This is a genomic window from Bacillus sp. GB_SG_008 (genome assembly GCF_052038115.1).
GTDB lineage: Bacteria > Bacillota > Bacilli > Bacillales > Bacillaceae_G > Bacillus_A > Bacillus_A rhizoplanae.
In genome coordinates this window covers 57,054-83,563 of the sequence record NZ_JBPZSK010000001.1, presented here as the reverse complement: position 1 = coordinate 83,563, position 26,510 = coordinate 57,054, and the positions used below count along the sequence as shown (strand labels likewise).

Here is a 26,510-nt window from a genome sequence, read left to right as displayed (position 1 = left end):
TATATTAATTATCTAAACCCTCTGTTTGAGAATGATATGACTTCAGCATTTCTACTTCTTCATCTGTTAACTCACGATATTGCCCAAGTTCTAATTCCTCATCTAATACTAAAGGCCCCATCTCTGTACGTTTTAAATACACAACCTTTTTTCCAACTGCTTCAAACATGCGCTTTACTTGATGAAACTTACCTTCTGTAATGACAAGTTCAATTTCAGACACATCATCGCTTTGTAAAATCGTAAGCTCTCCTGGCTTCGTTTCATATCCGTCATCTAAAATAACACCTTTTTTGAACGCAGCAATATCCTCTTCTGTAACTTTCCCAGCTACTCTCGCAAAATATTTTTTCGGCACGTGCTTTTTCGGAGAAAGTAATTGATGCGCTAGCTTTCCGTCATTCGTTAATAAAAGAAAACCTTCTGTATCAATATCAAGTCTTCCTACTGGAAATGGATCAAAAATAGCATCTTCTAGTTCTAATAAGTCAACAACCGTTTCATGATTATCATCTTCTGTTGCAGAAATGACGCCTTGAGGTTTATGCATCATTAAATACACAAATTCTTTATACTCCACTACTTCTCCGTGAATCATAACCTCTTGTTCTTCCACATTCACATGATATTTTGCATCTTTCACCGGTACGCCATCTATTTTTACGATGCCGTCTTTTAATAGCTTCTTCACTTCTTTACGGCTACCATAGCCCATATTTGCTAATAATTTATCTAATCTCATCGTTTCACACCTTCTTTTTATACTCAGAAAAAGAGAGGCGTACGATTACGCCCCTTTAGTTTTCACTTTAATTTTCAATCTACTACCAAGTTTACGCTGAATCTTCTCTAAAAATTCACCGCCAAGTACTCGTTCTATTACGCCTGTACGAAGTGCTAAATAGCCATATACAGCCGCTCCTCCCATTGCGCAAATACCTACTGTAACCAATGCCGCAAAACGGCTTGTCTCATATGGAAGCATAAAGGAAAGGATCCATAATAATAGCTTTACAACAATCACCATCGCTGCTGTTAACATTGCAATTTGGAACGTTCGTTTATATACAAGTTCAAATGAGAAATGGGCATGTTTTCGAATTTGTTTATTTGTATACCAAATGGATGCGAAGAACCCTACACCTGTTGCTACGACCGCACCAATTGTTCCAAAATAACGAATGAATAGCACGTTACATAAGAATTTTAAAATAATCCCCATTCCAAGTGCAATGATTGCATACTTTTGTTGATTTATCCCTTGTAAAATGGCTGCTGTTACTGTAAATAGTGCAAATAATAATGCGACTGGTGCATACCACATTAATACTTTTCCGCCAAGTGGATCAGCTTCGTAAAATGCTGTATAAATTGGATAAGCTAAAGCTGAAATTCCAATTACAGCTGGCAATGTTAAAAACATATTCACTTGAAACGTTTGTGTAATTTGCTGGTTTAAATAACGGAACTGCCCTTCTGTAAACGACTTTGTAATCGCTGGTACAAGCGTTAAACTGAACGCCGTTGCAAGCGATACTGGAATCATAATTAACTTATGTGTCCACATCGTAAAAATACCAAGAGCACGCTCTGCAATATCGCCTTGTCCAATTGCTTGCATAATCGAGTTAAATGTTAGCGCGTCAATTTGCTGATAAAGCGGAATCGTTAATCCAACTACAACATAAGGAATCGCATAAGCAAACAGCTCTTTAAATAGGTCAAATGTACGAACTGTTGATTCTGGTACAGTTTGATTGATGATGTATTGATTTAAATGATGCTTTCTCTTCATCCAATACCAAATGAGCACAGCTAGCGCTCCAACTGCGGAAACAAACGCTGCAAATGTCGCCACACCAACTGCTGTTGCGACAGAACCCTTCAATACTTTTATTACGATAAAACTACCTGCAAGTAAAAATACGATACGAATAATTTGTTCAATAATTTGCGACACTGTTGTAGGTCCCATTGATTGGTGACCTTGGAAGTAGCCGCGAATTAAACTCGCTGCTGGTACAACAATAAGCGCAAAGCTGACCAGGCGAATAATCATTGTTACATCTTCTAAGCTGCTATGTAAACTCTGTTTCCCTAGCATTGCCTCAGCAAATAATGGCGCTGACATATACAATACTAAAAAGGAAAGAATTCCACTCACGATCATCATGATCATACCTGAGCGAAACATTCTTCGGCTCGTTTTATAATCTCCAAGCGCATTATACTTCGAAACAAACTTTGAAACTGCAAGCGGCACTCCTGCCGTTGCGATACTTAAAAAGATTGTATATGGAATATATCCATATGTATACAGCGTCCCGCCTTCTGTGCCAACTAACGCATGAAACGGAAAGACATAAATCATACCGAGGAACTTTACTAAAAATGTCCCAAGCGTCACAATAAGCGTTCCGCGTAAAAATTTTGAATCGGACATAAAAATCCTCCTCCATTATTCAAAACGCTGAACTCAACTTTTGTATTGTACCACAATTTCTCATGTAAACAGTACCTTCCCTCATTTTTCTTTTCTACAAAAACGTGATATTCTTGAATGCAGCAAAATAAGAAAATGAGGTCGATTTATATGCATTATGATGTAATTGTCATCGGAGGAGGCCCTTCTGGATTAATGGCAGCAATCGGAGCTGCGGAAGAAGGTGCACGTGTCTTACTTCTTGATAAAGGCGATAAATTAGGAAGAAAGCTTGCGATTTCTGGCGGCGGACGCTGCAACGTGACAAACCGTCTCCCGCTTGATGAAATTGTAAAACATATTCCTGGAAATGGTCGTTTCTTATATAGCGCCTTTTCTATTTTTAATAATGAAGATATTATTCAGTTTTTCGAAAATCTTGGTGTGAAATTAAAAGAGGAAGATCACGGCCGCATGTTCCCAGTATCCAATAAAGCACAGTCAGTAGTCGATGCTTTGTTAACACGCTTAAAGGAACTGCGCGTTACGATTCGTACCAATCTTCCTGTTAAAACAGTAGAGTATGAAAATGGACAAACAAAAGCGGTTATTCTACAAAACGGAGAAGTTCTTGAAACAAATCATGTTGTAATCGCTGTTGGCGGTAAATCTGTACCGCATACCGGCTCAACTGGTGATGGCTATGCTTGGGCTGAAAAAGCAGGACATACAATTACAGAACTATTCCCAACTGAAGTACCGATCCTTTCTAACGAACCATTTATTCGTGACCGTACATTACAAGGCTTAGCACTTCGCGATGTAGAACTAAGCGTATTAAATCCAAAAGGAAAAGCTGTTATCTCTCATAAAATGGACATGCTCTTTACTCATTTTGGCGTTTCTGGTCCCGCTGCCCTTCGCTGCAGTCAGTTTGTTGTGAAAACGATGAAAAAGTTCAAAACAAACACAGTACAAATGAGCATTGATGCATTGCCAGATGAACATAGTGAACAACTCTTCCAGCGCATGATGAAGCAAATAAAAGAAGAGCCGAAAAAGGGATTAAAAAATGTACTGAAAGGTTATGTACCTGAACGTTATTTCTTATTCCTATTAGAAAAAAATGAAATTGACGGCAGTCAGCAATGTGGACAAATTTCTCATGAAAAAATCCGGGCTCTTGCTGCAGACTTCAAAGGATTTTCCTTTACCGTAAATGGAACGCAGTCTCTTGAAAAAGCATTTGTAACAGGCGGCGGTGTGTCTGTCAAAGAAATTAATCCGAAAGAAATGTCATCAAAACTCATGAACGGCTTATATTTCTGCGGCGAAGTTCTTGATATTCACGGCTATACAGGCGGATATAATATTACTTCTGCACTTGTTACAGGCCGAATTGCTGGAATGACTGCGGGGCAAAATGCTACCATGTAATAGTAAAAAAGGAGCCTAGGTCTCCTTTTTGTAAAATCACCGATATATCAGTATAAAGAAACAAAGGGGAAAACAGATGAGAAAAAAAGTAATGATATCTTTAATGTTAATGACGTTTCTCTCCGCTGTTGAAGGAACGATTGTTAGCACAGCAGTGCCTCGCATTACAAGCGAACTGTCAGGCGTAGAACTTGTAAGTTGGGTATATGCGATTTATATGTTAGCAACCGCTGTATCAACTCCGATCTACGGAAAGCTAGCAGACTTATTTGGGCGTAAAAAAGTACTATTAATTGGTGCAACCATCTTTTTAATCGGCTCTACATTATGTGGCCTTGCAACGACAATGGAACAATTAATTCTTTTCCGTGCTCTGCAAGGGTTAGGTGCAGGAGCTGTCATGCCAATTACAATGACAATTATTGGCGACTTATACAGCGAGGCAAAAGATAGAGCAAAAGCACAAGGATGGATGAGTGCTGTTTGGGGTGTATCCGGTGTTATTGGACCGTTAGTTGGCGGTTTTTTAGTAGATTCACTATCTTGGCGTTATATCTTTTTCATAAACATTCCATTTGGAATCATTGCTTGTACGATGATCGCCATTTCTTATAAAGAATCCATCACGCCAGCAAAACATCATATCGATTATCCAGGTGCTGTTATTTTCTCACTTAGTACAATTGCTTTACTTTATGCACTATTAACAGGAAGTCAGCATCAAAATTGGGGAGATATCACAATTATTGGCCTGCTGCTATTTGCGATTGTCGCATTTATCATTTTCTTACTCGTAGAAAAAAAATCACCAGAACCACTAATTCCATTAGATCTTTTCTCAAATCGGGCTGTATCTATTGTTAACGCATTAACGTTAATTGCTGGTGGTATGATTATTAGTATTACGATGTACCTCCCAATTTGGACCCAAGGCGTATTAGGAAAAAATGCAACAGAAGCCGGTTTGATTCTTATGCCAATTCCAGTCCTTTGGACAGTTGGGGCCATGCTATCTGGTAACTTAGTTGGCCGGTTACAAACAAAACAAATTATTTTACTTGGCGGCAGCATTTTATCCGTTTCTACATTCCTGTTGTTCACATTGTCTACTCACTCGCATCCAGCTCTCATTTACATCGCAATGGGTATGTTCGGTTTAGGAATGGGACTTGTGACACCAATCTATATGGTCACAATTCAAGCTTCTGTCCCTGCAAATAAACGTGGAACAGCGGTCGGTTTAAATACATTTATTAATACATTCAGCCAAACGCTAGGATCAGCTGTATTTGGAACGATCTTCAATACAATGATTCACAGTGCAGGTGAGGGAAATGTAAACTTAGTAACTTCGGAACACGGAAGTACTGCTACAGGATCGCAAGAAGTCTTGGCTTCTAGTGTTCATATTATCTTTAGCGGCACGTTTATATTAGCTGTGATCAGTTTACTTATTGCATGGTTCTTCTTAAAACAAAACCAAGAGGGTGCAACAGTACCCCAGCAAAAGGCTGCAAATAAGTAAAAATTTATATTAGAAAGGCTAGCGAAACGCTAGCCTTTTTTGTTTATCCCGCATTAACGGGCAGTAAGACCCCCACTGATGGAAGTTTCACTTTATTTTCAGAACCTATTCCTGTCGTGTGTTGTTGAACGGTCTTTATATCGTGTCCAGTGGTCGATATATTGGAAAAAGCGCCGATAAATTTAAAAAACAACGAAAAAGGACGACTTCTCGTCATCCTTTTTCGTTGTTTTTATTTAAGACCGATATACAACCATCGCTGAAAAACAATAAATTTGACTCTCTTCATCATTATTTGAAACCGACACTTGGTATTTAATATCTACAATTTGCTCTTCATCCATCTTCTTTAAAAAGACATTGATAGCCTCTTCTAAATCCTTTTCATGACTTTCATCAAATATCTTCACTCGAATCACATTAACACCATCCTAAGTCACAACCTTCTACGGCTGAACTGTTATCTCGGCGCGTATCAATGATGCGATAAAACTTACCATCTTCATACAAATAACCATCTTCTAATACATACTGCTTCTCTTCAGTATAGACATAAAATTTACCAATCATAAATTTATTAGAGTATAATTCCAAATAATCTGTCTTGAATTTCGCCACTACCTTGTCTGTAATATCAATTTTAATTGTGCGGCTCATCTCCCACCCCTCCTTTCGAAAAAGAACGGATTTGGTTTATTGTATTAAGGATTTTTTATTTTATGAATGAAATTTAAGGGGATATGCTAAGTAGAAAAGAAGAAGCTCGAGGTAAACCTAAAAACTATGAACAAAATAATCGTTCTCCGTTTTACTAACAATAAAATTTATAAATTTTATTGTTAGTAAAATCTCTGCTCCGTTAATGAGCTTGCATCTTTAATCGCGAGAGCGCAATCCCTCTGTATTCATGAGTACAATTCTCCATCCATCAGGATCTTCTATTGTAATTCCTTTTTCTTTCCAATAAGGATTTTCTGGCTCAACTTCATAATATTCCATTGTATTTAGTCTATGATGTATTTTTTCGATTTTACTTTTATCAGGAAAATAAAATACAAGTAAGTTATCTTTTGTTGGAGCAGGACATGGACTTCCATTTATATGCCTTGTAAATTCTAAATGATATTCTACACCAGGTAATCCAAACATTACCCCATCATAGTCTTCATGATTGTGAAACTCGCCTATGCGTTTTAACCCCAATCCTTCTTCGTAAAACTTAATTACTTCTTCAAGTTTGTCTGTTGGTCTTGCTATTCTAAACTGAACCCATTTTTTCATATAAATTCCTCCCTCTATGAATTCAAGAGCACTTACATCTCCTACTATAAAATAGCGATATGCTTCTTAAAATCCCCCATTAGAGTTAGAACGAGGTACGAAAATAGGAGTATAAAACAATCTTTAAGAAATCAGCCTTCTTTTCAAAACAATATACACACTTAACAGCAACATATATCCAAAACTAGTAATCATAATGATAACTGGTATAGGGTAAAATTTAGCTGCATATATAAAAAAATCGATTTGCAAAATGTCATTGGAATCTGAAACAGGCCCTTTGAAATAATTCGTAAACTTAGCGGAGTACTTCCAGTCAAATGAATCCTCGATTAAATTACTTCCTTCATACCAACTGATAATAGTTGAAACGATGAAGAATATAAGAGCTACTCCGAATTGAACCATGTATCTTATTCTCACAGAACTCTCCTCTTTCTATGTATTGAGACGATAAGTGTTGTTACAATGTAAATAACAGCACCTGTAGTTTTGTAAAAAAGTTTGATAAAAAGGGCGAAACTAATTATTATTAGACACCAAACAAAAAGAATACAAAAAAAAAGATCGAACAAAATGGATTCTACAGTTTTGAATACAGATGGAATTTTTATAAAAGAGTTAGATCAATCTTTACTTGTAATTCTGTTAATTTCTTTAGCAATTGAAGCCTTTTTTCCCCTTCCTTTTTTGTAATTTGTTAATTGAATATGAAAGTAGTTAATATACTCAATTATAGCAAATGCATAAATGAATAATGTTAGTAAAAATACAGGAAATGACATCCGTTCCATCATAGTTATATCAATAAGAAATATAATAGGTGCTATACATATGAGTATAAGATTTATTTTTTTTAGTATGCTAAGTAACTTGTGAAAATTAGGAAGGAGAGGTCTTTTTGTTTTTAATCGTTTCCACTTTACAAACCAGTAAAAACTCCCTTGTAGTAAGACGAAATTTAATATAAAGAATACATATATTAGAGCATAACTACCGTTAGGGTTTAAAGGATAAAAAAAGTACAGAAAAATAAAGGTAATCACTGCGAAGAGTTCTCCTGTAAATAAATACACAAGTCTTTTTTTAAAACTCTTATTCATTCCGTAAATCCTCCCTATCCCATCGAACCTTGTTATAAATTCCCAATCCTTATTTTAAAAGCTACACAACATCTCTTTAGACAAAAATATTCCGAGGGGTTAAACAGTACAACTTTTTTATAAATGATTAATCTATATTTCAAATCCACCCCAATATAAAAATACATAATATCCCATTTTATAATGGGATATTGAATCATACCCATCAAGCCAACATCGATGATTTGAAATTTCATAAAATGAAACTTCCATCAGTGGGGTATCTTACTGCTCGCGAATAGCGGGATAAAGTGAAACTTCCGTCAGTGGGGGTTTTCTTCATCCCCCACTGACGGTTAGTTGAACCAATCGGGCTTTTACGGGCAGTTATCCCCACCTATCTTCCTTGCTTCTCTCTGAATCTTGAGGTGGGGGTCTTACTGCCCGTTAATGCGGGATAAAAAAAGAGCTTATAGTAATATAAGCTCTTTTTTTGGTATTTAATTCTCTTAGATTGATAGCAATATGATGATATCTCATAATTTTAAGATAGAAGTCCGAGATCTCCTCTATTATTGCTTAGATTGTGATTTAACGCTTGTAAGATGAGCATCAAACATATCAATTATTTCAAGGAATCTATCAGCTTCACGGAAAACATGGTCTGCTAATAGTGGGTGAATGATACTCTTTATTTTACATTGCTCAATTAAATCACGTGCCGTTTTCTTAAAATCCCGAAGAGCTGTGACTGACACACGATTTTGATCCAGGAATTGATCTAAAAGAGGAACTGTTTGAGATTGTGGTTTCATAGATTCTAAGTCAATTGCTTGATACATCAATTGATCAAAATCATTGCTGAAATTCCGAGCCATATCTACAAGCTTTCTTTCCGATGGATCAAGAAGATGACCAATAAATTTAGCATGGTCTGCCATAATCCTTAAAAAGAAAACATTTTCTTTAATAATAGCATCAGGAAGAGCATCCAATTTACCTTCATTTAATTCAATTAAACGATTTCTAAAATAATTAGCTTCCCTACTTGTATGATCAACTAACAGTGGAAAATTATTTTGCCCTGGCAATTTACATGTGAGAATTAATCCTAGAATTTTTCGTTTAAATGCGAAAATATTAGTTGCAGCTTGTTGTACTTCTGAATTAAATCTTTTTATTTGCTCAGGATCTGTTTGATTTGTATAGGAATGTGCAATTTGTTCGATATGTTCAAACAATCGGTAAAATTGATTAGCCTCTTGGATTAGTTGAGTATCCTCACATCTAAACCCCAATCGCAGAAATAAAGAATGCTCTTTCATAATTCTAGACCAAAAACGAATTTCATTTAATGATCGTTCAACAAACATTACAGATGTAACACCCGTATCAGGATGTATCCTATTCATTTTCAATCCCTCCAGTAAATACTATGCTAGTTCTATTCTTATGAATAGATATATATAAATACCATCAATAAAAGGTCAGTCTGGCTATAAAAATAATCTTATTTTTTTCTATTCATCACAACATAAATAATAATTCTAATTTATTTACCAAACAGACGACTCCAAAGTGATTTCTTCTGTTCTGAAGCTGCTATTAGGCGCTTGCGTTTTAATAATTAAAAACAAACATAAGACAAAAAAACTACTATTTAACAGCAAGAGGGGTTTTCGTATTAACTTTATTTATCACCCGGGGCGGGCTGATCTACGCCCTTAACACGATGTTTATGCCCATCATCTTCCGTCGTATAAAAATCGTAATAATGAACATGCATCCCATTTCCAACTGGAATTGCTGGTCCTGAGTACGCCTTGTAATAGTGTGTATGTCCATCTTCGAACAAAACATATCCTTCTGTATAATGTATATGCCCACCCTCTTGTGTCTTAATGGGCGGGGATGTTACATCTAGACATTGATGTACATGCCCATCATTAACAGATGTATAATCCACTGACCCATGGTTATGATGTGGTACAAATCCAGAAACAAAATCATTTTTTCCTACCTTGTTCATTCTATTCATTATCCCCATTCCCCTTATGCATAAAGATGAATTCTATAAACTAATATGCTTATACTATCAAGATAATTCCTCTCTCCTTTATTTACGTAACCTTATGAGGTGAAACCTCAATCAGTGCAGTTTTTTCATCCCCTACTGATTGAAATTTCTCATCAAGCAATCTCTGAACAGCCATCCTTAAAAAGTAAAAAGGTGTCTCCAAAATCACCACTTAGGAGACACCCTCTTTTCCTATCTATGCTGTAACATCGCAAGTAACTTTTCTTGACTATACATCCACACTGTAATAATTAAACAAGCAAGTGCTACTTCTGATAATGCCATAAAGCCAATTGCATAGTGGCCTGTAAATTGGAATAATATCGTTAAGATTAATGGCGGGAAGAAACCGCCAAGTCCCCCAAGTGCCGATACAAGACCGTTTACGATACCAGCTTGTTTCGAGAAATACATTGGTACAAGTTTAAAGATCGTTCCATTTCCAATACCAGCGCAAAATGCAACTAATAAACAGCCAAATGTATATACGTGCATGCTTGGCATAAAGGATAAAATAATGCCTGATAATGTTAATCCAATAAACACAAAGATTAAAATTTTAAATGGATTAAATTTGTCACCAAGCCAACCCCCAATTGGACGCATGATTGTTGCTAGCACGATAAAACCAGCTGTGCGTAATCCAGCATCTACTTTAGCTAAGCCAAAGTGAGATACAAGAAAGTTCGGTAAATATACTGTAAATGCAACGAATGAACCAAACGTTAAGAAATAGAAAATACATAAGAACCAAAGTTTTTCATTTTTATATACACCTTTAATTTGTTCCATTAATGGTGTGTTCACCTTTTTCTCGTTACGATCCCCTAACAGGAAATTGAGCAGTGCAAATGCAGCAAGTAAAATTAAGTACATTTGTACAGTCGTTCTCCAGCCAAATGAAGTTGCAAGTACTGGTGCAAGAAACGATGTAACCGCTGTTCCTGCATTTCCTACTCCATAAATTCCGTTTACAAAACCATGCTTTTCTTTCGGATAATATTTTGGAAGAGCTGTTACCCCAACAGAGAATACCGCACCGCCAACTCCGGCAAATAAACCGCCAATAATTAAATCTAGCATCGATGTTGCTTTACTAATATAGAAAACAGGGAATAATAGAATAATAAAACTAATAAAGAATAATTTTCTTGCTCCGAAACGATTTGTCCAGTAACCAATTGGAATGCGAAGAATAGATCCTAAAATAACTGGTACTGCTGTGACAAGAGAAATCTGTCCTGCTGTTAACGCAATGTCTGCTTTAATAAATGGCATTAAAGAAGATAAAATAACCCATACCATAAAGCCCATTACAAGATTTGAAGTTTGTAATCCTAACTGAAAATTCGGACTTTTCATCAGTCTCTCCTCCAATTTTGTTCAATATTTCACAATTTCTATTGCTTCCCTCCTGCCTAATCACGATAGAGCGTGATTAGGCAGGAAAGAATCAGCCTCCACTTACCGGTGGAATCAATGCGACAACATCACCATCTTGAATGATATCATCTTCATTCGCATATTCTTCATTAATTGCTACCATTGTGTGCTGTGAAAGGGATACATTGTAGTCTTTCGTCACAAGTTCCTTTAATTCTGATACGGCAAGATTTTGTACATCAATTTGTAATTGATGTGTTCCAGCTTCTTCTTGTAAATGAGAAAATAATAATACTGTAATCATTCCGCATTCCCCTTTCCTGGTTCCCCTTTTGGATACGATGTTTTCTCCAATTGATCGCCAATCCATTTCTCACCGTCTTCCCAAAACTCTTTCTTCCAAATTGGAACAATTTGTTTAATACGCTCCATAATGTACTCATTTGCCTCGTATGCCGCTTTTCGGTGCGGCGTCGATACAGCAACAACTACGGCAATATCAGAAATTTGCAGTGTGCCGATGCGGTGCGTAATTGCCACATGTGTTCCTGGCCATTTTTCTTTCGTTTCCTCACCAATTTTGGCAAGCATCTTTTCAGCCATCGAATGATATGCAGCATATTCTAAGTAAAGTGTACGGCGTCCTTTCGTAAACTCGCGCACTGTACCAGTGAATGTCGTCACAGCACCGCATTCACGGCGAATCACTTTCTTTGTTACTTCTTCAATGGAAATTGGTGTATCCACTACTTCAAAATACGTATTTGTCATTTTGCATCCCTCATTCTTTGTACGAGCCACTTTATATACTCTGCCTCTTCTGTTATACGAAAAACTTTATAGTTCTCGTGCCATGTTTCCGGAGCCTCATTCCATGTAATGACAGCGATCACATTTTCTACACTTTCTAATAAAGAGGCATCTTCATCTGACCTAAGTAAAACTACTTTCGGGTATTGTTCTTTTTTATATCCTTCAACAATAACAACTTCTGCTTCAAAACATGTATACAAACGAATGATTTTTTCTAAAGACCAGTGGCTCGTAGCAGATAAAGACAATAATCCGTCACCTTCCACTGCACTGACAATTGCTCCCGCTTCGCGATGACGCTCGCTATCTTTTTGCAGCGGCAACTCTGGATATCCTCCGTGCCCATGATGCTTAATTGTCCCTACTCGCACGCCCTCATTCGTTAAAGCTCTAATCAGCTTCTCTGCCAATGTCGTTTTTCCGCTATTTTGATACCCTACGACTTGTAAGACTGGAACGGCTCTTTCCATGGCCACTCACTTCCTTGCTCTGCTTCTAATAAAAGGACAGTAACAGTCATACCTGCTTCAAAACCGCGCGTACCACCTGGTAAGACGATAAAAGCATTCGCATCGGCAAGTGAAGACACAGCACTTGATTTATCAAGCCCAACTGGCACTGCTTGCAGTTGTCCGTTTACTATTTCTACTTTCCCTCTAACAAAACGTGTAAATGGATTCGCTTTCGGAAACCCCTTCGTTAAAATGGCATCACCGCGGTACATATGAGGCTGCTTCCGATGTAGAAATGTCTGAACAATAGGACGTACAAACAATTCAAATCCAACATAGCAAGCAGACGGATTACCTGATAATCCAAATAATAATTTTCCGTTTACTTCTGCTACCGTCGTTACACTTCCTGGCCGCATCGCTACTTTATTGAACAGTACATGCGCTCCAAGCTTTTCGTAAATAGCCGGTAAGTAATCATAATCTCCAACTGACACACCGCCTGTTGTAATGAGAATATCGACTTCTTCCATTGTCTTTTTTACCATTTCATAGCAAGTATCGAAGTCATCTGCAAATTGTCCATAATACCGAACCGTGCCGCCCGCTCGCATAATTTGCGCAGCAATCATATAAGAGTTACTGTTACGAATTTTTCCTGGTTCAAGCGGTTCATGCACCTCTAGCAATTCACTTCCCGTAGTTACAATTCCAATAACAGGACGCTTTGCGACAGCTACTTCACTATAACCAAACGTTGCAAGAAGCGCTGCCACTCCTGGATTAATCACTGTTCCCTTTTCCACAAGTACATCATGTTGCTTTACATCTTCACCTTTAAATGAAATATTATCGCCTGATTGAAACGGACGCTTCAGTTTCATATATGTCTTCCCGTTTTTTTGGAAGCCTTCTGTAAGCTCTAGCATGACAACCGCGTCACAACCTGTTGGAATCGCTGCACCTGTCATAATCCGCACCGCTTGAAATGCCTTCACTTCTTCTGTAAAAACAAAACCAGCACCAATTTCTCCAACGACTTCAAATTCAACTGGCTGCTCCTGACTTGCTTTTTTTGTATCTTCTGCACGTATCGCAAAACCATCGTACGGAGAGCGATCGAAATGAGGAACATCATGATCCGCTACTACGTCTTCCCCAAGAATTCGTCCATAACTTTCTGTAAGCGGTACTCGCTCTGCGTCGCCATGTTTTGCATATTTCATCACATGTGCCACTGCATCGCTAACTGCAATTGGTATTCGTTTTTCTAGCATCATTTTCACCCCACATTTGCAAAATATCACATCTTCATTACAATTTTTGTTGTACAATGCTAATCATAATAGCAATTACTTCAAGGAGGAATTCCATGTCTTCATTTACTCATTTTAACGAACAAGGCCGTGCCAAAATGGTCGATATTAGCGATAAGAAGATTACCGTGCGAACAGCTATCGCTCGTTCTAGCATCATCGTGACGAAAGAAATTTATGATAAAATTACCCATAATGAAATCGGAAAAGGCGATGTCCTAGCGGTTGCACAAATCGCTGGTATTATGGCAGCAAAGCGTACTTCTGATATCATTCCGATGTGTCATCCACTCCTTCTAAAAGGTGTTGATATTTCCTTTGACTGGAATATTGCAGATGAACAATATCGTTTACTTATTGAAGTAAAAGTGAAAACAGAGGGCAGCACCGGCGTTGAAATGGAAGCTTTAACTGCAGCTTCCGCTACCGCTCTTACCGTATATGACATGTGCAAAGCTGTCGATAAAGGCATGATCATCGGTGAAACATACTTACTTGAAAAAACAGGCGGCAAAAGCGGCGATTATACAAGAAATCAATCTTAAACTCCTTCATCGAATCCAAGGGGGGCGTCCCCCTGGATTCACCCTATATAACGAGCGTATAATCGCTTTGCCACTTGTATATCATTTGTACCATGAACAAAGGCTCGCCCATCTTGGAATAAAACAAAGCGATATTCATCTACATGAAATGATAATAAGTACGGTGTCCTCTGCATCGTTACGCTCTTTTGTAAGCGCTTTTCTATTTCTTCTAAGTTAAGAAGCTGATTTTTGCCTGGGCGAATCTGAACTGTATTTCGACCGCACAGCACTTCTGTTTTCATTTGTGCCTCAAATGTTAAGCTTGGATATGTACGCAATTTACCGCAAGACAAGCAATTCTCTTTTTTCTGCCTGTTTACTTTAAATGCCATATACTGATTGTTCCAAAGATCGAATGTTACCATCGTTTCTCGTAATGCTTCAAAATCTCCAACTAGTATTTTTAAAGCTTCTGCAACTTGATAAGCAACGACCATTTGCACAGCTGGTTGAATAATCCCCGCCGTATCACACGTTGCTCCGCTCGTTGGATGCTCCATTAAACATCGAAAACATGGTGTTTTCCCTGGAATAATCGTATACGTTACACCATAACTGCCTACACAACCACCGTATATCCACGGAACGTTATACTTCTGTGAAATATCGTTAATAAGAAGACGCGTATCGAAATTATCTGTTGCATCTATTATTACATCCACGTTCTTAACAAGCTGTTCCATTTCTTGCACCGTTACATCTGTTACAACTGGCTCGATATCCACTTCAGAGTTAATTCGCCTTAAATGCTGCGCCGCTGCAACTGCTTTCGGTACATAACGATTCGCATCTTCTTCTGTATATAATTGCTGCCTTTGTAAATTGCTCCACTCGACGTAATCACGATCCGCAATCGTCAGCTTGCCAATCCCTGCCCGGACAAGCGCCTCAGCATTTGCCGTACCAAGTGCACCAGCGCCAATGATTAATACGTGTTTTTCACCTAAATCTCGCTGGCCAGTTTCACCAATCTCTGAGAATAGTATTTGCCGTGAGTACCGCTCTTGCATCTTGACCCCTTCTCTCTTATCCGCCAATATATGACATTTCAATTTTCGGGCGGTTATTTGCACTTTCTTCCGTTCGTTCATCTGAATAACGATCACTACGCCTAGTCCACACATCTTGTACGACTCGGAATAATTCCTCATCATCTATCCCCTCGCGAAGCAGCGTTCGTAAATCCGTTCCTGCTGTTGCAAATAAACATGTATACAACTTACCTTCTGCTGAAATGCGTGCTCTCGTACAAGAAGAACAAAACGATTCAGAAACAGATGTGATAAAGCCGACTTCTGCCTCAGTTTCAACATATCGATACCGCTTTGCCACTTCACCAAAATAATGCGGATCTACCGGCTCAATTGGATACACACGTCCAATCATATCGATTAATTCTTTCTTCGTAATCACTTGTTCAAAATTCCAGCCGTTCGTACTCCCAACATCCATAAATTCAATAAAGCGAAGAGGGATGCACTGCTCTTTACAATAAGCGGCCATCTTCAAGATTTGGTTATCGTTCATTCCTTTTTTTACGACCATATTGATTTTTACTTCTAATCCGGCTGCCCTTGCTACTTCAATTCCTCGTAATATAGGCTTCGTGCTTACATTGCGGCCGTTAATGCTTCGAAATACATCATCATCTAGTGCATCTAAACTGACGTTTACTCGTTGTAAACCAGCTTCTTTTAAAGCTTTCGCTTGCTTCGTTAAATGAATACCGTTCGTCGTTAGCCCAATATCTGTTAGACCTTCTAATTTCACAAGACGTTCTATGAGCTTTGGTAAATCTTTACGCAGTAACGGTTCGCCGCCAGTTAATCGAATTTTCTTGACGCCCATGCGAACAAAAAGTTTAGCTAATCTCTCAATCTCATCAAATGTAAGCAAAAACTCATCTTTTAAAAACGCATAATCTGGACCAAACACTTCAGCCGGCATACAATATGTGCATCGAAAATTACAACGATCAATAACAGAAATGCGTAAATCTTGAAGCGGACGCTGCCATGCATCTAAAATCTTCTCAGTCATCTTCACCCCTCCTTCTTGCTGTCTCTATATACCTTCATTCTATTATAATATATTTTTAAACTAGGGTGTTTTTGCTCTTGCGCTTTATCTTTTTTTTGGCTGTCTTTCATTTGTCTTCATCATAAAAAAGAACAACAATCTATGTTGTGATATTTCTCACATCGATTTTCTCATTCAAAAATTCTTCACAATTCTGTTCAAAAACTGTTCACAATTAGCCACGGGAAAAAAACTGCTTGCATTTGCACTATATTTACATTCAAAATAAGAAATAGACTGTTCTGAAAAGAAAGGTGATTGCTGTGGCAAACAGTACGGCATTATCAAATGATTTAAAAGAATTGCTCGCATCTGTGGAATATAAAATGAAAGTGGGCAAAGCTAATTATATTTTCCAAGAAGGTATGGTGGCAAAAGAACTATACATTATTCACTCTGGAAAAGTTCAAATTAGTAAAATTAGTGCCGATGGTCAAGAATTGACACTGCGCATTTGTTCGCAGCATGATATTATCGGAGAACTCACATTATTTACAGAGGATGCCAAATATTTGTTAAATGCAAAAGTGCTTGAACATGCAGAAATCGGCGTCATTAAACGAGATGCATTAGAAAAAGCATTGCTGGAAAAACCAGCTCTTGCGTTTGAATTTATGAAGTGGGTTAGTGAGCATTTACGAAGAATGCAAACGAAGTTTCGTGATTTAGTATTGCATGGCAAAAAGGGAGCTCTCTATTCGACTCTCATTCGCATGACGAATAGTTACGGGATTTTAAAAGAAGAGGGTATTCTCATTGATCTTCCATTAACGAATCAAGATCTTGCAAACTTCTGTGCAACCTCTCGGGAAAGTGTCAATCGCATGTTAAATGATTTAAAAAAACAAGGCATTATTTCCATTCATAAAGGAAAGATTACCATTCATAATTTACACTTTTTAAAATGTGCAATCGCTTGTGAAGATTGCCCTACCTCTATTTGTAGTATTGAGTAGCATCTCATTTAGATGCTGCTTTTTTTATTCTACATCCTAAACATGTTTTGTAATGTGCAAAATGTCACACCTTCTCTATTTTTTCCTTACACACTCATGAATTTTTGACAATCTGTTGAACTGTGATAGATATCACATCTCTATTTTGCACGCCCTCTTATAGTGAAAGTAAGCAAGAGAGACGCAATAAAGGAGTGAACAGTATGAAAAAGAAACTATCACCATTCATGCAACGTTTAAAATATTTTTCTCCAATAGATCGTTATAACGATAATCATACACAAGAAACATACGAAGACCGCGAATGGGAAAACGCTTATAGAAAGCGATGGCAGCATGATAAAGTAATCCGCTCCACACATGGCGTAAACTGCACCGGTTCTTGCAGCTGGAACATTTACGTAAAAGATGGAATTGTAACTTGGGAAGGACAAGAGCTAAATTATCCGACTACTGGTCCGGATATGCCAGACTTTGAGCCACGCGGATGCCCGCGCGGAGCAAGCTTTTCTTGGTACATTTATAGTCCGCTTCGTGTGAAATACCCATATGTACGCGGCGTTCTTTGGAATATGTGGCAAGAGGAACTACAAAAACATGAATCACCGTTAGACGCTTGGAAAAGCATTGTTGAAAATCCAGAAAAAGCACGTACATATAAGCAAGCACGCGGAAAAGGCGGCTTTATTCGTGCAAATTGGGATGAGGTATTACAGATTGTTGCTGCTTCCTTATTATATACAGTAATCAAATACGGTCCAGATCGAAATGTTGGCTTCTCGCCAATTCCTGCGATGTCAATGTTAAGCCACGCAGCTGGAAGCCGCTTTATGCAGCTTATGGGCGGGCCGATGCTCAGCTTCTACGATTGGTACGCTGACTTACCGCCAGCTTCACCGCAAATTTGGGGTGATCAAACAGATGTGCCAGAAAGTAGTGATTGGTACAACGCTGGCTACATTATGACATGGGGCTCCAACGTACCGCTAACGCGGACACCAGATGCCCACTTCTTAGCGGAAGTGCGCTATAAAGGAACAAAAGTCGTTTCTGTTAGCCCTGATTTTGCCGAATCAACAAAATTTGCTGATGACTGGATCAGTGTAAAACAAGGAACAGACGGTGCACTTGCAATGGCAATGGGGCACGTCATTTTACAAGAATTTTACGTGGACAAACAAGTGGACTACTTCATAAATTATGCAAAACAATATACAGATTTCCCATTCCTTGTCACGTTAAAGCAGCAAGGAGATCAATTTGTTGCAGATCGCTTCTTAAATGCGGCTGATATTGGTCGTGAAACGAAGCTTGGCGAATGGAAGCCCGTTCTTTGGAACGATAACTGTCATGATTTCGCAACGCCGCACGGTACAATGGGATCACGCTGGGATAACGAGAAGAAGTGGAACTTACGTTTAGAAGATGAACAAACAGGTGAAAAAATTGAGCCGCGTCTTTCTTTACTTGGTATGGAGGATGCAATTGGAACTGTACAAATTCCGTACTTTTCTGATGACGGAAATGAAGTATTAGAACGTACCATTCCAGTGAAAAAGATTACAACACCAAACGGAGATCTTTTCGTAACAACTGTCTATGATTTAACATTAGCAAACTACGGCGTAGACCGCGGTCTTGGCGGCCAAGAACCGAAGAGCTTTGATGAAGATGTTCCGTTTACGCCAGCATGGCAAGAAAAAATGACAGGTGTAAAACGAGAACTTATTATTCAAATCGCTCGTGAATTTGCTCAAAATGCAGTTGATACAAATGGACGCTCGATGATTATTGTCGGCGCTGGTATTAACCATTGGTTTAACTCTGATACGATTTACCGCGCTGTGTTAAACCTTGTTCTTCTTGTTGGTGCACAAGGTGTAAATGGCGGCGGCTGGGCTCATTATGTCGGTCAAGAAAAGTTACGCCCAGCAGAAGGTTGGCAAACCATCGCAACAGCAAAAGATTGGCAAGGTCCGCCGAAACTGCAAAACGGTACATCCTTCTTCTATTTCGTTACAGATCAGTGGCGCTATGAAGATACACCTGTTGGACATTTAGCATCGCCAGTTGTCGGCAACTCACGTTATCAGCATCATGGTGATTACAATGTGTTGGCCGCTCGCCTTGGCTGGCTACCTTCTTATCCAACTTTCGAAAAGAATGGCATTGAGCTATATAAAGAAGCGGTCGCTAGTGGCGCAACAACCCAAGAGGAAATCGGGAAATATGTTGCGCAGAAACTAAAAGACAAAGAGCTCAAATTTGCGATTGAAGACCCGGATAACAAAAATAACTTCCCGCGCAACTTATTCGTATGGCGCGCGAATTTAATCTCAAGTTCCGGTAAAGGACACGAATATTTCTTAAAACATTTACTAGGTACGACAAATGGATTAATGAACGATGATCATGATTCATTACGACCAGAGGAAATAAAGTGGCATGAAGAAGCACCTGAAGGAAAGCTAGATCTACTAATCAATTTAGATTTCCGTATGGCTGGAACAGCACTATACTCTGACATCGTTCTTCCTGCTTCCACATGGTATGAAAAGCATGATTTAAGCAGTACAGATATGCATCCGTTCGTGCATCCATTTAACCCAGCAATCGGTTCACCGTGGGAAGCACGCTCTGACTGGGATATTTTCTGCTCCCTTTCAAAAGCAGTCTCTGATCTAGCACAAAAGTTAGACCTTGAGCCAATGAAAGAGGTGGTTGCAACGCCGCTTCTTCACGATACACCGCAAGAATTAGCGCAGCCGCTCGGACAAATTAAAGATTGGAGCAAAGGGGAATGTGAGCCAATCCCAGGCAAAACAATGCCGCAAATTCATGTTGTAGAACGTGACTATAAAACGCTATATGACAAAATGACTGCACTCGGACCAAACGTTGGAAAACAACCGATTGGTACAAAAGGCATCTCTTGGTCTGCGGAAAAAGAATACGAACAACTAAAGAGTAAATTAGGTGTAATTCGCGCTGATTCTATCGCGAAAGGATGCCCTGACATAACAGAAGCAATCAATGCCGCTGAAGCTGTGTTAACCCTTTCTTCAACAACAAACGGTCATATGGCAGTAAAAGCATGGGAAGCGCTTGAAAAACAAACGGACTTACAACTCCGTGATTTAGCAGCAGAGCGTGAAGAAGAATGTTTCACATTCGAACAAATTACAGCACAGCCAAAAACGGTTATTACCTCCCCTGCTTTTAGTGGTTCAGAAAAAGGAGGACGCCGTTACTCACCGTTTACAACAAACGTAGAACGGCTTATTCCTTGGAGAACAATAACAGGGCGTCAATCTTTCTACTTAGATCACGACATGATGAAAGAATTTGGCGAAACAATGGCAACGTTCAAACCAATTTTACAGCATAAACCGTTCCGTAAATCTCGCCCTGAAGTAGAAGGAAAAGAAATTACGCTGAACTATTTAACACCGCATAACAAGTGGTCCATTCATAGTATGTACTTTGATGCACTGCCAATGTTAACACTGTTCCGCGGTGGACCAACAGTATGGATGAATAAAGATGACGCCGCTGAAGCCGGTGTTGCTGATAATGACTGGATTGAATGCTTTAACCGAAACGGTGTCGTTGTTGCACGTGCTGTCGTAACACACCGCATGCCGCGGGGAATGGCCTTTATGCATCATGCACAAGATCGCCACATTAACGTGCCTGGTACGAATTTAACAAGTAACCGCGGAGGAACACATAATAGTCCGACGCGTATTCACGTAAAACCAACACATATGATTGGCGGATACGGTCAATTAAGCTACGGCTTTAACTACTATGGCCCAACCGGAAACCAACGCGACTTAAACGTCGTCATCCGCAAACTGAAGGAGGTAGATTGGCTTGAAGATTAAAGCACAAGTCGGAATGGTAATGAATCTTGATAAATGCATCGGCTGCCACACTTGTAGCGTAACATGCAAAAACACCTGGACGAATCGTCCAGGTGCTGAATACATGTACTTTAACAACGTGGAGACAAAACCGGGCATTGGCTATCCAAAACAATGGGAAGATCAAGAAAGATATAAAGGCGGCTGGGAGCTGAAGAACGGAGACCTTCAGTTGAAATCCGGTTCAAAAATGAAACGTCTCATGAACATTTTCCATAACCCAGATCAACCAACAATTGATGATTACTTTGAGCCTTGGAACTACGACTATGAAACATTAACAAACAGTCCGCAGCGAAAGCACCAACCGGTTGCTCGTCCAAAATCAGCCATTACAGGTGAATTTATCGATAAAATTGAATGGGGACCAAACTGGGAAGATGATTTAGCCGGCGGGCATGTAACAGGCTTACAAGATCCAAACGTCAAGAAAATGGAAGAAGAAATTAAAACGGATTTCGAAAATGTGTTCATGATGTACTTACCGCGTATTTGCGAACATTGCATCAATCCGCCGTGCGTATCTTCTTGTCCATCTGGCTCTATGTATAAGCGCGATGAAGATGGAATTGTCCTAGTTGATCAAAACGCATGCCGCGCTTGGAGATTTTGTGTCTCTTCTTGTCCGTACAAAAAAGTGTATTTCAACTGGCAAACGAATAAAGCTGAAAAATGTACGATGTGTTTCCCGCGTATTGAAGCTGGTATGCCGACAATTTGTTCGGAAACATGCGTCGGACGCATTCGTTACATCGGAGTTATGTTATATGACGCTGATAAAGTAAAAGAAGCAGCATCTGTAGAAGATGAAAAAGACTTATACCATTCTCAGCTTAACGTATTCCTAGATCCAAACGATCCAGAAATAGCCGCTGAAGCAAAGAAACAAGGTATTCCGGAAGAATGGATCAAAGCTGCTCAGCAATCACCTATTTATAAAATGATTATCGATTGGAAAATTGCTCTTCCACTTCATCCAGAGTATCGTACATTGCCAATGGTTTGGTACATCCCGCCTTTAAGCCCGATTATGAACATGGTCGAAGGAAAAGGAAGCAACTGGCAAGCAGAAGAAATTTTCCCTGCTATTGATAATATGCGTATTCCGATTCAATATTTAGCAAACTTATTAACTGCAGGCGATGAATCTCATATTCGTCTTACATTGAAAAAAATGGCTGTCATGCGTACTCATATGAGAGCATTGCAAATAAATAAAGAACCAAATGAAGATGTATTAACAGAACTGAGCTTAACAAAAGAAGACATTGAAGATATGTACCGTCTTCTTGCGATTGCGAAATATAAAGATCGTTTCGTCATTCCAACTTCTCACCGTGAGCAAGTGGCAGACCTTTATAACGAGCAAGGAAGCTGCGGTCTTTCCTTTGCTGGCGGCCCCGGCTCTTGTATGACAATCTCTTAAAATAAAGGAGGTAACAACTATGAAACAAAGTTTACAAACTGCTTTTTCTTGTTCTTCCTTTCTTCTCTCCTATCCTGAACAGGGATGGAGAGAAGCACTTCCTCATTTACAAAGTGATATTCAAAGCATCGAACATGAGGAAATTCGCACTACCCTTACAACATTTATCGAACAAGCAAAGCAAAAAACAAACGATGAATTAATTGAATCATATGTATATACATTTGATTTTGGCAAAAAAACAAATATGTATCTCACTTATATGAATACCGGTGAACAACGAGAACGAGGAATTGAACTACTAGAATTAAAACAACACTATCAAAAAGCAGGCTTCGCTGTAACGGATAAAGAACTGCCTGATTATTTACCACTTATGTTAGAGTTTCTCGCAAATGCAGAGGAAGAAGATAGTGAGCCGATTATGAAAAAATACACAAGCAATATCGAGGCATTGCATCAACAATTAAAAGACGCAAACAATATGTACGAACCAATTGTCCGATGCATCCTTACTGCTATTGGTGCATGGCAGTATGAAATAGAATAGAAAGGAGTACGGCAAAGATGATCGATCAATTTTTATGGGTACTCTTTCCATATATTATTTTAGTCATTTTCATTGGTGGGCATATTTTTAGATACAACTACGATCAATTTGGCTGGACATCAAAATCTAGTGAACTATTAGAGAAGAAAATGCTCCGAATCGGAAGTTTATTGTTTCATTTTGGTATTATGTTCGTAATTGGCGGACATGTCATGGGAATTTTAATCCCCGAACCCGTCTACAGTTCTCTCGGCATTTCTGAACATACGTATCATATAATGGCAATCGGTTTCGGCCTTCCGGCAGGTATTGCTTCTATAATTGGATTATTCATTTTAACGTATCGCCGCTTTACCGTAAAACGTATTATCGCAACAAGTACAAAAGGAGACTACATTGCCCTCATCTTGTTGCTCATTGTAATGCTCGCAGGACTTTCTTCTACATTTTTAAATATCGATTCAAGCGGTTTTGATTATCGAACAACGATTGGCCCGTGGTTCCGCAGCCTCTTTATTTTCCAACCTAAAGCCGAGTATATGGCGGAGGTGCCAATTTGGTTTAAAATTCACATCGTTGCAGCAATGGGACTGTTTGCAGCATGGCCATTTACAAGACTCGTTCATGTCTTTAGCGTTCCCGTGAAATATTTACGACGCAGCTATGTTATTTATCGAAAAAGAAAACCGATAGAGTCTAACGAAATGAAACTTTAATTAGGGAATTTTTCACGAAATAAATATTTTATAAAAATAGAAAAGCATTCCTTTCATCGGAATGCTTTTTTCTTATTCTACTATACAATCTGTACGCTCCACATTCGGAGCTCCCTGTGAAGCACCGGTCATCCCACTGCTATTCTGAGATCCCTGTGAAACACCGGTCATCCCGCTGCTATTCTGAGCTACCTGTGAAGCACCGGTCATCCCATTGCTATTCAGAGCTCCCTGTGAAGCATTGGTCATCCCACTGCTATTCTGAGCTCCCGGTAAAGTATCTGTCATCCCGCTACTACTTGCAGCATTTACCAAGGTGCTACCTCGTGTAATAGTTGTTGTAATTGTGTCTCCAGGTTTCAGACAAACTTCATTTGTATTTCCGATAACGACTACAACATCCATACATGTTGGTCCTGTTGATCCGGTAAATGTTTTCGTTGCAACAAACGAAGTATCCCGCAAATTATCTCCTGTGAAAATATTCCCAGAATTATTTATAATAACAAACTCCTTAATACAAGCTCCCATTTTTATACAACCTTTCTATTACACTCCTGCTGTTATACTTATTTCCGCCGGAGTAAATTCAGTATTACCTCGTGGTGCTGTAACTGGCGTTAACTTCCCATTTAACAATCTAGCAGAGCTTGATCCACCAGCTCCACTAAAACTCTTCACCGCAATAAACGGAGAAAGATCATAACAATTCCCCATATTGATTGGTCCTGTATTATTTATAATTTTAATTTTTCGAATAAGTGGATTCACCCGTAAACCACCTTCCTTAACAATATCTCTTTCTTTCTACACTGTATGCAAAAGAAAAAAACTTGAAACGGACGCGTTTCAAGTTTTAAAAAATTATTCCTAGCAGAGATCCCACTGATGGAAGTTTCACTTTATTTAATTTCGCCTTCATACTGCATCATGCCGCCAACCATGTTTACTGTTTTATAACCTAGTTCATTTAAATAATGACAAACATTTTCACTGCGCACACCTGATCTACAAATAAAAATGTATTCATTTTCTTTATCAAAGAAGTCTACTTTATTCGGAATATCGCCCATTTTAATATGAACTGCTTCTGGAATTTTTCCGTATTCCACTTCTTCATCTTCACGCACATCTACTAAAAACAATGTTTCCCCTTTTTCTAAACGCTCTTGTACTTCTTGTGCCATAATTGTTTTAATTTCGGACATAGAACTGCCTCCTTCTTTCGATTCATTCTCAATTTTAGCATGCAATAGCTAGAAAACAAGCTATGTGCCCAAGTCTCATTAGAGAACATTTGAAGTTCGCTGATTTATGAATTGATGTACTTTGCTAGCAAACAAATGTGTCTCTAACACCCCTGCCATATGTCCATGTATACTTTCAATCTCATACACTTCTGCAAATTTTCTATTCTTCCTCAATAACTCAACCATTTCATAATTATAACGAGAAGGCTGTAGTATATCTTGCTTACAAGGAATCATAAGGACGCTTGCTTCTACTTGTCGAAGCGCTTCTTCTAATGAAGAAAAACCGCGGGCAATGTCATGTAATAACGTTGCTTTTGCTGTATACATCCATGAATTTGCATCGACAAATGCAATATTCTGTAATGTTACTTCATGAATTTCTTCTTCAAATGAAGTTAAAGTAAAGAAATCTTGATAAGGTGCAGATTCTGTATGGCTCCGCGAAAATGTCGTCTCATAATAATGCGCATCAAATGCGTTTATAAACATCATTTTAGCGGCCATATGCAGTCCTTTCACGGGCTGCTTCTCTCCGTAATTTCCATTATTCCAAGCTGGATCTAATTGAATGGCATCTATTGCATTTTGCAAAACATTAACAGCCGTCACTATTGGATTTTGCGGATTTGTAATGACGCCAATCACTCGCTCCATCATATGCGGGTAATGAACCGCCCATTGCTGAGCAATCATCCCACCAGCAGATGGCCCAATCACAGTATGTAACCTCGCAATCCCCATATGTCGTATTAATTCGTATTGAATACGAGCCATATCAAGAAACGTAAAGACGGGAAAAGTCATCCCATACTCTGCACCTGTTTCTGGATTTATCATCTTTGGCCCGGTTGTCACAACATACGGATTTTTCACTTGAACGTTACACAAATTGTCCGTGCAAATAACAAAATATTTATTTGTATCGATTGCTTTTCCTGGTCCAATTAATTCATCCCACCATCCAGGAAGAGAATCATGCTCTGTATACTGTCCTGCCGCATGGCTCGTTGCACTAAAATAATGACATACTAAAATCGCATTGGACTTCTCACGGTTTAATGTACCGTATGTCTCATAACCAATTTGAATCGGGATTGACGCACCGTTTTCAAATGTGAATTTCTTCAATCTAAATTCTTGTTTTTCTACATATAATACCATTTCGTCCTCCTTACGTAACACTTTTTCTCATTTCTACTAGTACAAACAAAGTGTGATACTGAAGACAA

The 26,510-nt window shown here is 38.7% G+C and carries 27 protein-coding genes and 1 pseudogene; 8 read left to right on the top strand and 20 right to left on the bottom strand.

Going from position 1 to position 26,510, the window contains the following annotated elements:
* Positions 1 to 4: 4 nt before the first annotated feature.
* Positions 5 to 742, bottom strand: coding sequence for a pseudouridine synthase (locus ACTDJC_RS00365; protein ID WP_098306727.1), 738 nt, complete (start codon positions 740 to 742; stop codon positions 5 to 7).
* Between the two features lie 45 nt (positions 743 to 787).
* Positions 788 to 2,443, bottom strand: a complete 1,656-nt coding sequence (locus ACTDJC_RS00360) for a putative polysaccharide biosynthesis protein (RefSeq protein ID WP_098306725.1) — start codon at positions 2,441 to 2,443, stop codon at positions 788 to 790.
* Between the two features lie 150 nt (positions 2,444 to 2,593).
* Here ACTDJC_RS00360 and ACTDJC_RS00355 point away from each other — a divergent pair, with 150 nt between their 5' ends.
* Positions 2,594 to 3,859, top strand: a complete 1,266-nt coding sequence (locus ACTDJC_RS00355; protein ID WP_440602392.1) for an NAD(P)/FAD-dependent oxidoreductase — start codon at positions 2,594 to 2,596, stop codon at positions 3,857 to 3,859.
* Positions 3,860 to 3,935: 76 nt separating this feature from the next.
* Positions 3,936 to 5,384 carry an MDR family MFS transporter gene (locus ACTDJC_RS00350; protein ID WP_440602391.1) on the top strand — a complete coding sequence of 483 codons (1,449 nt, stop codon included), beginning with the start codon at positions 3,936 to 3,938 and terminating at the stop codon, positions 5,382 to 5,384.
* 236 nt (positions 5,385 to 5,620) lie between these two features.
* On the opposite strand, the gene ACTDJC_RS00345 is transcribed toward ACTDJC_RS00350, so the two are convergent.
* The 12 genes from ACTDJC_RS00345 to ACTDJC_RS00290 all read right to left on the bottom strand — a co-directional run bounded on the left by ACTDJC_RS00345 (position 5,621) and on the right by ACTDJC_RS00290 (position 13,749).
* The gene (locus tag ACTDJC_RS00345) at positions 5,621 to 5,803 is read right to left on the bottom strand and encodes a sporulation protein Cse60 (RefSeq protein WP_020060291.1); all 183 of its coding nucleotides are present in this window, start codon (positions 5,801 to 5,803) and stop codon (positions 5,621 to 5,623) included.
* 1 nt (position 5,804) lies between these two features.
* The gene (locus ACTDJC_RS00340) at positions 5,805 to 6,041 is read right to left on the bottom strand and encodes a DUF2553 family protein (protein ID WP_098306719.1); all 237 of its coding nucleotides are present in this window, start codon (positions 6,039 to 6,041) and stop codon (positions 5,805 to 5,807) included.
* Positions 6,042 to 6,260: 219 nt separating this feature from the next.
* Entirely contained in the window at positions 6,261 to 6,665 is a 405-nt protein-coding gene (locus ACTDJC_RS00335; RefSeq protein ID WP_440602390.1) for a VOC family protein, read from the bottom strand.
* A 123-nt stretch (positions 6,666 to 6,788) separates the two neighbouring features.
* Positions 6,789 to 7,088, bottom strand: a complete 300-nt coding sequence (locus tag ACTDJC_RS00330) for a YjdJ family protein (RefSeq protein WP_440602389.1) — start codon at positions 7,086 to 7,088, stop codon at positions 6,789 to 6,791.
* Positions 7,089 to 7,291: 203 nt separating this feature from the next.
* Positions 7,292 to 7,768 (bottom strand): general stress protein, encoded by a 477-nt coding sequence (locus ACTDJC_RS00325; protein WP_440602388.1) that lies wholly within the window; start codon positions 7,766 to 7,768, stop codon positions 7,292 to 7,294.
* A gap of 551 nt (positions 7,769 to 8,319) precedes the next feature.
* Positions 8,320 to 9,159 carry a DUF2935 domain-containing protein gene (locus tag ACTDJC_RS00320; protein ID WP_253630626.1) on the bottom strand — a complete coding sequence of 280 codons (840 nt, stop codon included), beginning with the start codon at positions 9,157 to 9,159 and terminating at the stop codon, positions 8,320 to 8,322.
* Between the two features lie 278 nt (positions 9,160 to 9,437).
* A complete protein-coding gene (locus tag ACTDJC_RS00315) occupies positions 9,438 to 9,776 on the bottom strand; it encodes a YmaF family protein (RefSeq protein ID WP_098306822.1) in 339 nt (112 codons plus the stop codon).
* A gap of 240 nt (positions 9,777 to 10,016) precedes the next feature.
* Positions 10,017 to 11,186: a nitrate/nitrite transporter gene (locus ACTDJC_RS00310; protein WP_440602387.1), complete on the bottom strand. Its 1,170-nt coding sequence runs from the start codon at positions 11,184 to 11,186 to the stop codon at positions 10,017 to 10,019.
* A gap of 91 nt (positions 11,187 to 11,277) precedes the next feature.
* Positions 11,278 to 11,511: a molybdopterin converting factor subunit 1 gene (moaD, locus tag ACTDJC_RS00305; protein WP_098306709.1), complete on the bottom strand. Its 234-nt coding sequence runs from the start codon at positions 11,509 to 11,511 to the stop codon at positions 11,278 to 11,280.
* Complete coding sequence (locus ACTDJC_RS00300; RefSeq protein ID WP_440602386.1) at positions 11,508 to 11,978, bottom strand: molybdenum cofactor biosynthesis protein MoaE; 471 nt, start codon at positions 11,976 to 11,978, stop codon at positions 11,508 to 11,510. The genes moaD and ACTDJC_RS00300 overlap by 4 nt, the downstream gene beginning before the upstream one ends.
* Positions 11,975 to 12,490, bottom strand: a complete 516-nt coding sequence (gene mobB, locus ACTDJC_RS00295) for a molybdopterin-guanine dinucleotide biosynthesis protein B (protein WP_253630629.1) — start codon at positions 12,488 to 12,490, stop codon at positions 11,975 to 11,977. Before mobB ends, ACTDJC_RS00300 begins: the two co-directional genes overlap by 4 nt.
* Positions 12,457 to 13,749, bottom strand: a complete 1,293-nt coding sequence (locus tag ACTDJC_RS00290) for a molybdopterin molybdotransferase MoeA (protein ID WP_440602385.1) — start codon at positions 13,747 to 13,749, stop codon at positions 12,457 to 12,459. The genes mobB and ACTDJC_RS00290 overlap by 34 nt, the downstream gene beginning before the upstream one ends.
* A 95-nt stretch (positions 13,750 to 13,844) precedes the next feature.
* Here ACTDJC_RS00290 and moaC point away from each other — a divergent pair, with 95 nt between their 5' ends.
* On the top strand, positions 13,845 to 14,333 hold the full coding sequence (gene moaC, locus ACTDJC_RS00285; RefSeq protein WP_098306701.1) for a cyclic pyranopterin monophosphate synthase MoaC: 489 nt from the start codon (positions 13,845 to 13,847) through the stop codon (positions 14,331 to 14,333).
* A gap of 38 nt (positions 14,334 to 14,371) precedes the next feature.
* On the opposite strand, the gene ACTDJC_RS00280 is transcribed toward moaC, so the two are convergent.
* Both ACTDJC_RS00280 and moaA read right to left on the bottom strand, forming a co-directional pair.
* The gene (locus ACTDJC_RS00280; RefSeq protein WP_440602384.1) at positions 14,372 to 15,385 is read right to left on the bottom strand and encodes a molybdopterin-synthase adenylyltransferase MoeB; all 1,014 of its coding nucleotides are present in this window, start codon (positions 15,383 to 15,385) and stop codon (positions 14,372 to 14,374) included.
* A gap of 16 nt (positions 15,386 to 15,401) precedes the next feature.
* On the bottom strand, positions 15,402 to 16,415 hold the full coding sequence (gene moaA, locus ACTDJC_RS00275) for a GTP 3',8-cyclase MoaA (RefSeq protein ID WP_440602383.1): 1,014 nt from the start codon (positions 16,413 to 16,415) through the stop codon (positions 15,402 to 15,404).
* Between the two features lie 302 nt (positions 16,416 to 16,717).
* Between moaA and ACTDJC_RS00270 the strand changes: the two genes are divergently transcribed.
* The 5 genes from ACTDJC_RS00270 (at position 16,718) to narI (ending at position 24,028) form a co-directional block, all read left to right on the top strand.
* Positions 16,718 to 17,410, top strand: coding sequence for a Crp/Fnr family transcriptional regulator (locus ACTDJC_RS00270; protein WP_098306695.1), 693 nt, complete (start codon positions 16,718 to 16,720; stop codon positions 17,408 to 17,410).
* 203 nt (positions 17,411 to 17,613) lie between these two features.
* Positions 17,614 to 21,297, top strand: coding sequence for a nitrate reductase subunit alpha (locus ACTDJC_RS00265; RefSeq protein ID WP_440602382.1), 3,684 nt, complete (start codon positions 17,614 to 17,616; stop codon positions 21,295 to 21,297).
* The gene (gene narH / locus ACTDJC_RS00260) at positions 21,287 to 22,762 is read left to right on the top strand and encodes a nitrate reductase subunit beta (protein WP_440602381.1); all 1,476 of its coding nucleotides are present in this window, start codon (positions 21,287 to 21,289) and stop codon (positions 22,760 to 22,762) included. Before ACTDJC_RS00265 ends, narH begins: the two co-directional genes overlap by 11 nt.
* 19 nt (positions 22,763 to 22,781) lie before the next feature.
* Positions 22,782 to 23,312 carry a nitrate reductase molybdenum cofactor assembly chaperone gene (narJ, locus tag ACTDJC_RS00255; protein ID WP_440602380.1) on the top strand — a complete coding sequence of 177 codons (531 nt, stop codon included), beginning with the start codon at positions 22,782 to 22,784 and terminating at the stop codon, positions 23,310 to 23,312.
* Between the two features lie 17 nt (positions 23,313 to 23,329).
* On the top strand, positions 23,330 to 24,028 hold the full coding sequence (gene narI / locus ACTDJC_RS00250) for a respiratory nitrate reductase subunit gamma (protein ID WP_440602379.1): 699 nt from the start codon (positions 23,330 to 23,332) through the stop codon (positions 24,026 to 24,028).
* Positions 24,029 to 24,352: 324 nt separating this feature from the next.
* On the opposite strand, the pseudogene ACTDJC_RS00245 reads toward narI, so the two are convergent.
* The 4 genes and pseudogenes from ACTDJC_RS00245 to ACTDJC_RS00230 all read right to left on the bottom strand — a co-directional run.
* Positions 24,353 to 24,559 (bottom strand): annotated as a pseudogene (locus ACTDJC_RS00245) (hypothetical protein); the annotation flags it as partial.
* 18 nt (positions 24,560 to 24,577) lie between these two features.
* Positions 24,578 to 24,799 carry a spore germination protein gene (locus tag ACTDJC_RS00240; protein ID WP_440602378.1) on the bottom strand — a complete coding sequence of 74 codons (222 nt, stop codon included), beginning with the start codon at positions 24,797 to 24,799 and terminating at the stop codon, positions 24,578 to 24,580.
* A gap of 131 nt (positions 24,800 to 24,930) precedes the next feature.
* Complete coding sequence (locus ACTDJC_RS00235) at positions 24,931 to 25,236, bottom strand: rhodanese-like domain-containing protein (RefSeq protein ID WP_429711084.1); 306 nt, start codon at positions 25,234 to 25,236, stop codon at positions 24,931 to 24,933.
* 78 nt (positions 25,237 to 25,314) lie between these two features.
* Complete coding sequence (locus ACTDJC_RS00230; protein WP_440602377.1) at positions 25,315 to 26,442, bottom strand: alpha/beta fold hydrolase; 1,128 nt, start codon at positions 26,440 to 26,442, stop codon at positions 25,315 to 25,317.
* Between the last annotated feature and the right edge of the window lie 68 nt (positions 26,443 to 26,510).

Bases quoted from the DNA above. Each gene is read 5' to 3' on its own strand.
- ACTDJC_RS00335 (WP_440602390.1), bottom strand. From the start codon at position 6,665: ATGAAAAAATGGGTTCAGTTTAGAATAGCAAGACCAACAGACAAACTT.
- moaD (WP_098306709.1), bottom strand. From the start codon at position 11,511: ATGATTACAGTATTATTATTTTCTCATTTACAAGAAGAAGCTGGAACA.
- moaC (WP_098306701.1), top strand. From the start codon at position 13,845: ATGTCTTCATTTACTCATTTTAACGAACAAGGCCGTGCCAAAATGGTC.
- narI (WP_440602379.1), top strand. From the start codon at position 23,330: ATGATCGATCAATTTTTATGGGTACTCTTTCCATATATTATTTTAGTC.
- ACTDJC_RS00355 (WP_440602392.1), top strand. From the start codon at position 2,594: ATGCATTATGATGTAATTGTCATCGGAGGAGGCCCTTCTGGATTAATG.
- ACTDJC_RS00325 (WP_440602388.1), bottom strand. From the start codon at position 7,768: ATGAATAAGAGTTTTAAAAAAAGACTTGTGTATTTATTTACAGGAGAA.
- ACTDJC_RS00320 (WP_253630626.1), bottom strand. From the start codon at position 9,159: ATGAATAGGATACATCCTGATACGGGTGTTACATCTGTAATGTTTGTT.
- mobB (WP_253630629.1), bottom strand. From the start codon at position 12,490: ATGGAAAGAGCCGTTCCAGTCTTACAAGTCGTAGGGTATCAAAATAGC.
- narJ (WP_440602380.1), top strand. From the start codon at position 22,782: ATGAAACAAAGTTTACAAACTGCTTTTTCTTGTTCTTCCTTTCTTCTC.
- ACTDJC_RS00230 (WP_440602377.1), bottom strand. From the start codon at position 26,442: ATGGTATTATATGTAGAAAAACAAGAATTTAGATTGAAGAAATTCACA.
- ACTDJC_RS00350 (WP_440602391.1), top strand. From the start codon at position 3,936: ATGAGAAAAAAAGTAATGATATCTTTAATGTTAATGACGTTTCTCTCC.
- moaA (WP_440602383.1), bottom strand. From the start codon at position 16,415: ATGACTGAGAAGATTTTAGATGCATGGCAGCGTCCGCTTCAAGATTTA.
- ACTDJC_RS00340 (WP_098306719.1), bottom strand. From the start codon at position 6,041: ATGAGCCGCACAATTAAAATTGATATTACAGACAAGGTAGTGGCGAAA.
- ACTDJC_RS00300 (WP_440602386.1), bottom strand. From the start codon at position 11,978: ATGACAAATACGTATTTTGAAGTAGTGGATACACCAATTTCCATTGAA.
- ACTDJC_RS00265 (WP_440602382.1), top strand. From the start codon at position 17,614: ATGAAAAAGAAACTATCACCATTCATGCAACGTTTAAAATATTTTTCT.
- ACTDJC_RS00280 (WP_440602384.1), bottom strand. From the start codon at position 15,385: ATGCAAGAGCGGTACTCACGGCAAATACTATTCTCAGAGATTGGTGAA.
- ACTDJC_RS00360 (WP_098306725.1), bottom strand. From the start codon at position 2,443: ATGTCCGATTCAAAATTTTTACGCGGAACGCTTATTGTGACGCTTGGG.
- ACTDJC_RS00315 (WP_098306822.1), bottom strand. From the start codon at position 9,776: ATGAACAAGGTAGGAAAAAATGATTTTGTTTCTGGATTTGTACCACAT.
- ACTDJC_RS00310 (WP_440602387.1), bottom strand. From the start codon at position 11,186: ATGAAAAGTCCGAATTTTCAGTTAGGATTACAAACTTCAAATCTTGTA.
- ACTDJC_RS00235 (WP_429711084.1), bottom strand. From the start codon at position 25,236: ATGTCCGAAATTAAAACAATTATGGCACAAGAAGTACAAGAGCGTTTA.
- ACTDJC_RS00365 (WP_098306727.1), bottom strand. From the start codon at position 742: ATGAGATTAGATAAATTATTAGCAAATATGGGCTATGGTAGCCGTAAA.
- ACTDJC_RS00290 (WP_440602385.1), bottom strand. From the start codon at position 13,749: ATGCTAGAAAAACGAATACCAATTGCAGTTAGCGATGCAGTGGCACAT.